Below are 8,646 nucleotides of genomic sequence, written 5' to 3'. Positions count from 1 at the left end.
CCAGATCGATCCGATGATCACCCACACCATGCCGCTCGACGACATCAACAAGGGCTTCGACCTGATGCACAAGGGTGAATCGATCCGTGGCGTGGTGGTCTATTGACCACCGCCCAAAGTTATACGGTCGACGTGCGGGGGCTCGACGAGTTCTCCGCACGCGATCTTTACGCTATGCTGAAAATGCGCGTCGACGTCTTCGTCGTCGAGCAGGAATGCCCCTATCCAGAGCTCGACGGCAATGATGCAGACTGCATGCATCTGCGCCTTCTGGAGGGCGACGACCTGATCGCCTGCGCCCGCCTCTGGCGCCCGACGCCGGATGTCCTGCCCCGCATCGGCCGTGTCACCGTTTCGCCGAACCATCGTGGAAAACGTCTCGGTGAAGCGTTGATGCGCGAGGCGATCGCCGAGTGTGAAAAGCTCTATCCCGGCGAGGAAATCGAGATATCCGCCCAGGCGCATCTGCAGAAATTCTACGGCTCGCTCGGCTTCGAGCGCACGTCGGATGAATACCTCGAAGACGATATTCCGCATGTGGATATGGTCAGGCCGGCGACGGCCTGACAAACTCATTGACAGGCCATTTGAATAGCGCTTCGGTTGTATCCACATATGGGTGCAGCAACCGATGTTCGAATGGGATGACGACAAGAACACCAGCAACATCGGCAAACACGGCCTGAGCTTTGAGAAGGCAGCTCGGATATTCGATGGCCCGGTTGTTACATCGATCGACAACCGGTTTGATTATGGTGAAGTTCGGCAGATAAGCATCGGATCAATTGACTCTGCCATCATTATTGTTGTTGCCCATACCGACAGAAATGGAAAAATCCGCATCATCTCTGCTCGGCCAGCCAAAAGACCCGAAAGAGAACGATATGCCAAAGCGATTCTCGGAAGAACTTGACGACACGGCCATCGCGGCCCTGCCGGACTCTGCTATCGACACGTCGGATATCCCCGACCTGGACGACGATTTTTGGACAAACAGCAGAGTTATCGATTCCAGAAATACAGCATCGAAGGATGTCTCGCCTTCCTCCTCTACGCTTGCTTTTCCTCCATCCCGATCTATCATCCGTGATGGGCAGCCAAGAGAGGAAAACACCATGTACAAATTTGAAGTCTACAAGGACAAGGCCGGCGAATACCGTTTTCGCTTCAAGGCCTCGAATGGCCAGAACATGTTCTCCTCGGAAGGTTATGCGGCCAAGGCATCGGCGATTGCTGCCATCGAATCCATCAAGAAGAACGCCCCCGGCGCCGCAGTCGACGATCAGACGACAGCGACAGTCTGATGTGCTAATCCGCCTTTTTGCCGATTTGAATACGCAGGAAGGCGGATGCCGTTGATCTATGTTGATGCCGATGCATGTCCGGTCAAGCCGGAGATCCTCAAGGTCGCGGAACGCCACGACCTCGAGGTGACATTTGTCGCCAATTCGGGCCTGCGCCCTTCCCGCGATCCGATGGTGAAAAATGTCATCGTCTCGGGTGCCTTCGATGCCGCCGACGACTGGATCGCCGAACGCGCAACGACTGGAGATATCGTCGTCACCGCCGACGTGCCGCTTGCCGGGCGCTGCGTGGCAACGGGCGCCCTGGTCACCGGTCCGACCGGACGCCTGTTCGACAAGACCAATATCGGCATGGCAACCGCGATGCGCGATCTCGGCGCGCATCTGCGCGAGACGGGCGAGAGCAAAGGGTATAACGCCGCCTTCTCGCCACGCGACCGTTCGGCATTTCTCGAAACCCTGGATAGACTGTGCCGCAGGGCAAAGTCCGCAGGCTGAGCAGATTGAATGAGATGAACAATGGCGAAGGCTGACGGCGGCAATGGCAAACGGCACTGGCGTCGTCACCGCCATGGGCCATTTTTCGCCGCGGCAATCGCCGCGCTTGTGGCCCTGCCCGTTCTGATCGCGGTATTGCCGAAACTGGCGGCGGCCCTGACCGCAATCGTCTTCTTCGTCGTTTATCTCTCCATGATCGGCTGGCGTATCCGCCATCTCGATGCCGACAAGCTGGAAGCGAGCGGCCAGAACACCGACGAGCCCGCCCCGATCATCCTCGCCGTCACCCTGCTCGCCGCAGTCGCGGCACTCGTCACGCTGTTTGAGGCGCTGAACAATAAGCAGCCTTCAGGCCTGCTCGATGTCGCGGTGGGGTTTGCCGCCGTCATTCTCGGCTGGTTCTCCATCCACACGATGTTTTCGCTGCATTACGCCCATCTCTACTGGCGCCCCGGCGAAAAGGATGATGGCAAATCGCTCGGCGGGATGGATTTTCCGCAAACGGATCGTCCGGGCGCCTGGGACTTTCTTTATTTCGGTTACGTCATCGGCATGACCGCGCAGACTTCCGATGTCGGCATCACCACCACCGAGATGCGCAAAATCAATCTTCTGCATTCGGTCGTGTCTTTCTTTTTCAACACCGTGCTGGTAGCCGCAGCAGTCAACGCCGTCGTCTCGCTGGCGACCTGAAAAGCGGCAAGCCCGAAAGGACAACACCATGAAGATCCTCTCCCAGAATACGGCCTTTGGCGGCATGCAGGGTGTGTTCGCCCATGATTCGGACGCCTGCAAATGCGAGATGACCTTCGCTGTCTTCGTTCCTCCGCAGGCAATCGCCGAGCCGCGTCCGGTCCTCTGGTATCTCTCAGGCCTCACTTGCACCCATGCCAATGTGATGGAAAAGGGCGAATACCGCCGTCTGGCCGCAGAACTCGGCCTGATCATCGTCTGCCCGGATGTCAGCCCGCGCGGCAACGACGTGCCGGACGAACTGACCAACTGGCAGATGGGCAAGGGTGCGGGGTTCTATCTCGACGCCACCGAAAAACCCTGGGCCGATAATTACCGGATGTATAGCTACATCACGGAGGAACTGCCGAACCTCGTCAGCCAGCAGTTCCGCGTCGACATGGACCGACAGGGCATTTTCGGCCATTCGATGGGCGGCCATGGGGCCATGACAATCGCGCTGAAAAACCCCGAGCGGTTCAAGAGCTGCTCGGCTTTCGCGCCGATCGTCGAGCCCTCGACGGCGGATTGGTCGGCTCCGGCATTTGAAAAATATCTGGGCGCCGACAAGGCGGCATGGCGCCAGTACGATGCCTGTGCGCTGGTCGAAGATGGCGCGCGTTTCCCCGAATTCCTGATCGATCAGGGCAAGGCGGACAGTTTTCTCGAAAACGGCCTGCGCCCCTGGCTGTTCGAGGAGGCGGTGAAAGGCACGGATATCGGCCTGACGCTCAGGATGCACGAGCGCTACGACCATTCCTACTATTTCATCTCAAGCTTCATGGACGACCACCTGCGTTGGCACGCGGAACGTCTCGGCTGAGCGGAGAATGCCCGAAGCCGGTGATGATGGTCACCGGCTTCGGTTGATGCGACCTTAGATCTTCTTGCGGTTATCGACCGAAAACGCACCAGCGCCGGCAAAGAACAGATAGAGGAAGATGAAGGTGAACATGATGGCGGCTTCGCCACCGTTCAGCGCTGGCCAGAAGCCCTTCGAGGCATGCGCCATGAAGTAAGCGACCGCCATCTGGCCCGACAGGATGAAGGCGACCGGACGGGTCAGGAAGCCGACGGTGATCAGGATGCCGCCGACAAATTCCAGAAGCGCCGCCGTCAGAAGCAGAGGCGACAGGTGATCTCCGCCCTGCGGTGCAGGAAAGGAGAAAAGTTTCATCATGCCATGCTCGAGAAAAAGCAGGCCGGTTATGATTCTCAAGGCTGCCAGGCCGTAGTCCCGGTAGGCGGCCAAACGATCGAATAGTGCCATAGGTGTGTCCCCGTATGAATGTTGCAGCGCAGCGATAGTCGGGATACCGCCTTGCCAGAAATCAATTCTATGGCATTGATCGTGAATATTTGAAAGTCGGCGGATAGCCTCTGTTCTAAGGCCTGCCGCCTTCGACCAGCGCCGTCAGGATGGCCCCTCTGTGCGGATTGGCGAGGCGGAATTCGTTGGCAACCCGTGCAGCGATCTTCTCGGCCAGCGAATCGACAGCGCCCTGCTCGCCGAAAGCAAGCGAAGTCTCCTCGAACGAACCTTCCGCCACCGGCTCTCCCGAGCCGACGGAAATCGCCTTGACCGTCACCGTTGCACTGTACCGATAACCGAAAAGAATGGTCGACGGCCTCGCCTCGCCGATCCTGACCGTCAGGATCGTCCGCGGCAGCATGATCGAGCGGGTGGTCGCCCGGATTGCGGTATCGATCAGAAGATCTGTGCGGGTGATGAGATCGCGGGAAACCTCGGGCTGCGCCGTCACGAAGGCACCCCGCACGTCATAAAGCAGCCGTTCCGACATGTGGCCGTCGACCGGCATGCGGAAGCCCGCAAGCGTCAGCACGGTCAAGGGAACAACAGCGAGGCGGTACAGACGGAAAGACATGCAGACATCCGGAACAACGGACCTGCATGATGCGCAGTTAGGGTTAGGGAAGCCTTAAACCTGAGGCTTCAGCGCTTCGAAAACCGCCACCGCGGCCTGGAATTCCTCATGCCGCTTCTCGCGCCTTTGTTCGGCTTCGGCATCGCTGCCCCAATGCTCGCTCGTCCAGTCCTCTTCCAGATGGGCAAGGCGCCAGGCGTCTTCGGCAGCAAGATGATCTTCGGCAAAGGCGAGCGCCAGCAGCGCCGAACCCGTCAGCGTGGTGATCGTATGCAGCACGGCAAGTTCGATCGGTGTGTCGTATTTGCGCAAGATGGCGGAAACCGCAAGCGTCGCCTCCCTCGGCTGCTCCTTCGGCATCACCCCTTCGATCAGCTCGAAACGCGCGCCGTGTTCATTGGCAGCCCAGTCGACGATCGGATCCCACTGCTCTCTTTGGCGGTTGACGAGGTTTTCGGGGCTTTCCGCCCGATAGAAGAGCATGTCTCCCGTCGCAAACCGCAGGATGTCCTCGAAGACCGCCTGCGCCTCGACGGCAACGCCATCGATTGCCGTATTGACGAGACGGGTCACCGGCATGGTGCGTGGATCGATCACCTCGACCTGGTTCGCCCATTCGTCGCGCAACAATTCCGCGAGCCGGACTGTCGGGGCAGCGAGCGCATTCTTGGCCGGCGTCTTGACCGGCCGGCCATCCAGATGGACGCCATGACCGCCCTCGCCTTCGACCACAGAAACCTCTTTGTAGAAACGCTTCGGCAGCGGCTTCTGCATCTGGATCTGTGCCCGCCGTGTCGGATCCGGGTGGCTCATCGCCTCGGATGGATCGGGAAAGAGTTCACGCATCGCAATTGGTCCTAGTCTTTACCGATATGGGTCTTTGCCGATATCGGCCCTTGCCGGTATGGGCATTGGCCGACATGGCTCTCAGCCGATATGGGCCAGTATCTCGCTCGGGTGCCTGACGATCACATCGGCACCGGCTTCCTGCAGTTCGGCAACCGAAGCATACCCCCAGGCGACGCCGATTGCGGTGGCGCCGGCGGCCTTGGCCATCTGCATGTCGTAGATCGCATCACCGATGACAATCGTGTCGGCAGGCAGCATGCCGGTCTCGTCGCAGCATTCGCTCACCATCGCAGGATGCGGCTTGGACGGGCAGTCGTCGGCCGTGCGCGAGGCGATGAATTTGAAACCATGCGTCTCGGTCACCAGATCGAGACCGCGTCGAGATTTGCCGGTGACCGCACCGATCAGGATCTCGTCGCGCGTTCCAAGCGTCTCCATCAACTCGCCGATACCGTCAAACAGCGGCTCGCGAAAATCGAGATCGTTGCGGACGACCGAAAACAGCGATTTGTAATAGGCCATCATCTCGACCTCTTCCTGGCCGGCATGCTGTTTGCCCTGCATCCGCGCGATTGCGATATCGAGCGTCAGCCCGATGATCGCCTTTGTGTCTGCGAATGTCGGCTCCGGCTTACCGAAATGGATGAACGTCCGCCGCATGGTTTCATGGATCAGGCCAGCGCTATCGACCAGCGTGCCGTCGCAATCGAAAAGAACCAGCTTCATTCGTCATCGTCCCTTGCGCCGTTTTCCATGTCGAACCCGAGCAGGTTCCAGCTTTGCACCATGTGCGGCGGCAATGGCGCCGTGACACGCAACCGCCCGCCGGACGGATGCGGAATGTCGATACGACGGGCATGCAAATGCAGCTTCTTCTGGATGCCGCCTGGGAATGGCCAGTTGACGTCGTCGTCGTAATATTTCGGATCGCCGATGATCGGATGGCCGATCGAAAGCGCATGAACGCGAAGCTGATGGGTCCGGCCGGTATAGGGCTCCATCTCCAGCCAGGCCAGCGCCTGCGCCGCCGTCTCGAGAACGCGGTAGTAGGAGATCGCGTGGTCGGCGCCCTCCTCGCCATGCCTGGCGATCCGCATCCGTTCGCCATCCGCCGTCTGTTCCTTGACCAGCCAGGAGGAAAGCTTGTCCTCGCGCTTGCGTGGCACGCCCTTCACCAGAGACCAGTAGGTCTTCTTGGTGTCGCGCTCGCGAAATGCCGCCGTCAGCTTCTGCGCAGCACCGCGGGTGCGGGCAATCACCAGCACGCCGGACGTGTCGCGGTCGAGGCGATGGACGAGACGCGGCTTTTCGCCCTTGGGGCTGACCCATGCATCGAGCATCTGGTCGATATGGCGGGTGACGCCCGAACCGCCCTGCACGGCGAGCCCGGCCGGCTTGTTGAGGACGATCACCTTGTCATCCTCATGCAGCACCATGCGCTGCAGGAGTTCGTAATCGCCGGCATGCTTCAGGTCCTTGCTGGCGATCGGACCCTTCTTGGCATCGGTATCCATGGGCGGCACGCGTACGGTCTGGCCCTGTTCGACGCGCGTATCGGATTTCACCCGACCGCCATCGACCCGCACCTGCCCCGAGCGCAACAATTTCTGCAGCGGGCCGAAGCCAAGACCCGGATAATGGATCTTGAACCAACGGTCGAGGCGCATGCCTGCCTCGTCCGCTTCGACGCGGATATGCTCGATGCCTGCCATCAACGCTCTTTCTTAATTTCTTCTTGAGCGCCGCTCTTTAGAGCATTGCCCGCCCGAGCGCCAGCCCGCCAAAGACCGCCGCGAAAGAGATCACCAGACTGCCGATCACATAGGCGGCGGCAGCGAAGGTGGCGCCGCGCTCCATGAGTACCATCGTGTCGAGCGTGAACGAAGACCACGTCGTGAACCCGCCGATGATGCCGGTAACGATGAACACCCGCATTTCGGCCGACGCATTGAGACGCCGGGCGATCACTTCGACCATCAGGCCGATGACAAACGAGCCGACCACATTCACGGTCAGCGTGCCCCATGGGAAGCTTGGCCCGAACCAGCGGACGGAAAACACCCCCACCAGATAACGAAGCACGGAACCGATCGCCCCTCCAGCGGCAGCGAGCAGGATATTCAGCATTCATTCAACCCTTGACTGCAGGATACAAAACCACACATCATTAAAATGCAGTGATTTGAGTTAAGCATCGGAGAATACGCTTTCCCGTAAGGGTGGAAGATCGAAGGTGAGGCAAATGACCCAGATCGTGACCATTACAGCAAATATGGCGGCCTTGAATATCGAAGCCATGCGTACGCCACGCCGTATTTCGGTGAAGGATCAGGTCGCCGATGTCAAGGCGGACGCCGAGCGCAACGCCAAGGCCCGTGAAAACGTCGGCGAGCCGGATGCCATCCACGAGATGATACCGGCGACCAAGGTTGGCATCGACGTTACCACCACCGGCAAACAACCCCAGCAGCATTATTCCCTGCGCGAAGTGCAGGCAGCCTATCGCGATCTCGAAGACTGACATTTCCCGTCTACGGATCGAACCTTCCTGAACGGCAGCGTTTTCGCGCTGCCGTCCCCGCCGTCTCGACAGTTTCGAAAACCTCTGCCGGTCAGTCCTGTTTTGCCGGGGCACCGATGGCATTGACGGGAAGTGTCACCTCAATGGTTCCGGCCTTCTCGAATGTCAGCGTCAACGCCACTGTATCACCGGCCTTGAACGGCGCCTTCACCTTCGTGAACATCAGATGCAGTCCGCCCGGCTTGAGTTCCACCATCTGTCCGGCCGGCACCTCGACACCGCCGTCGAGCTTGCGCATCTTCATCGTCTCGCCCTGCATTGCCATCTCGTGGATCTCGACGCCACCGGCGACTGGAGACGCAGCAGAAACGAGCCGATCATCGGCAGAACCGGCATTCCGGATGATGAGATAACCGCCACCGACCGGTTGGCCCGGCAACATCGCACGGGCATAAGCGCCTTCGACAGCGATATCTCCGGCCTTGGCCATGCCGGTCATGCCGGCATCGGTTCCCATAGGCATGGCACCATGATCATGACCGCCCTGCCCCTTAGCGTCCGCGACCAGCACGGTCGGCACCGGGTTTTCCAGAAGATATCGGCTATTGCCGGTCCTGCTGATATCGATCCGCCAGCCGGGCTCGGGCCGCGGCACCTGCAGCAAGACTGTAGTCGCCTTCCCAGATGCAACAGACGGGGCGGCGAAGCTCGCATATGCCTGTCCCTGCTGAAATCCCGCGACCATACAAAACCCGGCAAGCATGCTTATCGTCTTGATCTTCATGTCTGTCTCCATGCGGTGACGGCATAACCAGCCGTTCGCGCTTCCCGCCAATCGTCGATATCGAAAATGGAT

At 59.6% G+C, this 8,646-nt stretch carries 14 protein-coding genes; 7 read left to right on the top strand and 7 right to left on the bottom strand.

Annotation, left to right across the window (positions count from 1 at the left end; genetic code table 11):
- Positions 1–102: 102 nt before the first annotated feature.
- From AC2GXZ_RS29460 to fghA, 6 genes are all read left to right on the top strand, one after another.
- Positions 103–567, top strand: a complete 465-nt coding sequence (locus AC2GXZ_RS29460; protein ID WP_483762818.1) for a GNAT family N-acetyltransferase — start codon at positions 103–105, stop codon at positions 565–567.
- Between the two features lie 64 nt (positions 568–631).
- Positions 632–913, top strand: coding sequence for a BrnT family toxin (locus AC2GXZ_RS29455; RefSeq protein ID WP_483762817.1), 282 nt, complete (start codon positions 632–634; stop codon positions 911–913).
- 202 nt (positions 914–1,115) lie between these two features.
- Positions 1,116–1,304 (top strand): YegP family protein, encoded by a 189-nt coding sequence (locus tag AC2GXZ_RS29450; protein WP_483762816.1) that lies wholly within the window; start codon positions 1,116–1,118, stop codon positions 1,302–1,304.
- Between the two features lie 45 nt (positions 1,305–1,349).
- On the top strand, positions 1,350–1,802 hold the full coding sequence (locus AC2GXZ_RS29445; RefSeq protein WP_483762815.1) for a YaiI/YqxD family protein: 453 nt from the start codon (positions 1,350–1,352) through the stop codon (positions 1,800–1,802).
- A 21-nt stretch (positions 1,803–1,823) separates the two neighbouring features.
- Positions 1,824–2,495, top strand: coding sequence for a DUF1345 domain-containing protein (locus AC2GXZ_RS29440; RefSeq protein WP_483762814.1), 672 nt, complete (start codon positions 1,824–1,826; stop codon positions 2,493–2,495).
- A gap of 28 nt (positions 2,496–2,523) precedes the next feature.
- Positions 2,524–3,357 (top strand): S-formylglutathione hydrolase, encoded by an 834-nt coding sequence (gene fghA, locus AC2GXZ_RS29435; RefSeq protein ID WP_483762813.1) that lies wholly within the window; start codon positions 2,524–2,526, stop codon positions 3,355–3,357.
- A 54-nt stretch (positions 3,358–3,411) separates the two neighbouring features.
- Here fghA and AC2GXZ_RS29430 read toward each other — a convergent pair whose 3' ends face one another.
- The 6 genes from AC2GXZ_RS29430 to crcB all read right to left on the bottom strand — a co-directional run bounded on the left by AC2GXZ_RS29430 (position 3,412) and on the right by crcB (position 7,396).
- Positions 3,412–3,804 (bottom strand): DoxX family protein, encoded by a 393-nt coding sequence (locus AC2GXZ_RS29430; protein WP_483762812.1) that lies wholly within the window; start codon positions 3,802–3,804, stop codon positions 3,412–3,414.
- 115 nt (positions 3,805–3,919) lie between these two features.
- A complete protein-coding gene (locus AC2GXZ_RS29425; protein ID WP_483762811.1) occupies positions 3,920–4,420 on the bottom strand; it encodes a hypothetical protein in 501 nt (166 codons plus the stop codon).
- A 54-nt stretch (positions 4,421–4,474) separates the two neighbouring features.
- Complete coding sequence (locus tag AC2GXZ_RS29420) at positions 4,475–5,266, bottom strand: ATP12 family chaperone protein (protein WP_483762810.1); 792 nt, start codon at positions 5,264–5,266, stop codon at positions 4,475–4,477.
- Between the two features lie 81 nt (positions 5,267–5,347).
- Entirely contained in the window at positions 5,348–5,995 is a 648-nt protein-coding gene (locus AC2GXZ_RS29415) for an HAD-IA family hydrolase (RefSeq protein WP_483762809.1), read from the bottom strand.
- A complete protein-coding gene (locus AC2GXZ_RS29410; RefSeq protein ID WP_483762808.1) occupies positions 5,992–6,981 on the bottom strand; it encodes an RluA family pseudouridine synthase in 990 nt (329 codons plus the stop codon). The genes AC2GXZ_RS29415 and AC2GXZ_RS29410 overlap by 4 nt, the downstream gene beginning before the upstream one ends.
- Before the next feature lie 37 nt (positions 6,982–7,018).
- Positions 7,019–7,396, bottom strand: a complete 378-nt coding sequence (gene crcB / locus AC2GXZ_RS29405; protein WP_483762807.1) for a fluoride efflux transporter CrcB — start codon at positions 7,394–7,396, stop codon at positions 7,019–7,021.
- A gap of 115 nt (positions 7,397–7,511) precedes the next feature.
- Between crcB and AC2GXZ_RS29400 the strand changes: the two genes are divergently transcribed.
- A complete protein-coding gene (locus AC2GXZ_RS29400; protein WP_483762806.1) occupies positions 7,512–7,790 on the top strand; it encodes a hypothetical protein in 279 nt (92 codons plus the stop codon).
- Positions 7,791–7,881: 91 nt separating this feature from the next.
- On the opposite strand, the gene AC2GXZ_RS29395 is transcribed toward AC2GXZ_RS29400, so the two are convergent.
- Entirely contained in the window at positions 7,882–8,574 is a 693-nt protein-coding gene (locus AC2GXZ_RS29395) for a copper chaperone PCu(A)C (protein ID WP_483762805.1), read from the bottom strand.
- Positions 8,575–8,646 lie beyond the last annotated feature (72 nt).

This window comes from Aliirhizobium sp. YIM B11859 (assembly GCF_057163345.1).
Note: the sequence above shows the minus strand (reverse complement) of the source record. Positions and strands in the feature narration are given on the sequence as shown.

Coding starts and splice junctions, on each gene's coding strand:
- AC2GXZ_RS29455 (WP_483762817.1), top strand. CDS start 632: ATGTTCGAATGGGATGACGACAAGAACACCAGCAACATCGGCAAACAC.
- AC2GXZ_RS29450 (WP_483762816.1), top strand. CDS start 1,116: ATGTACAAATTTGAAGTCTACAAGGACAAGGCCGGCGAATACCGTTTT.
- AC2GXZ_RS29445 (WP_483762815.1), top strand. CDS start 1,350: ATGCCGTTGATCTATGTTGATGCCGATGCATGTCCGGTCAAGCCGGAG.
- AC2GXZ_RS29440 (WP_483762814.1), top strand. CDS start 1,824: ATGGCGAAGGCTGACGGCGGCAATGGCAAACGGCACTGGCGTCGTCAC.
- fghA (WP_483762813.1), top strand. CDS start 2,524: ATGAAGATCCTCTCCCAGAATACGGCCTTTGGCGGCATGCAGGGTGTG.
- AC2GXZ_RS29430 (WP_483762812.1), bottom strand. CDS start 3,804: ATGGCACTATTCGATCGTTTGGCCGCCTACCGGGACTACGGCCTGGCA.
- AC2GXZ_RS29425 (WP_483762811.1), bottom strand. CDS start 4,420: ATGTCTTTCCGTCTGTACCGCCTCGCTGTTGTTCCCTTGACCGTGCTG.
- AC2GXZ_RS29420 (WP_483762810.1), bottom strand. CDS start 5,266: ATGCGTGAACTCTTTCCCGATCCATCCGAGGCGATGAGCCACCCGGAT.
- AC2GXZ_RS29415 (WP_483762809.1), bottom strand. CDS start 5,995: ATGAAGCTGGTTCTTTTCGATTGCGACGGCACGCTGGTCGATAGCGCT.
- AC2GXZ_RS29410 (WP_483762808.1), bottom strand. CDS start 6,981: ATGGCAGGCATCGAGCATATCCGCGTCGAAGCGGACGAGGCAGGCATG.
- crcB (WP_483762807.1), bottom strand. CDS start 7,396: ATGCTGAATATCCTGCTCGCTGCCGCTGGAGGGGCGATCGGTTCCGTG.
- AC2GXZ_RS29400 (WP_483762806.1), top strand. CDS start 7,512: ATGACCCAGATCGTGACCATTACAGCAAATATGGCGGCCTTGAATATC.
- AC2GXZ_RS29395 (WP_483762805.1), bottom strand. CDS start 8,574: ATGAAGATCAAGACGATAAGCATGCTTGCCGGGTTTTGTATGGTCGCG.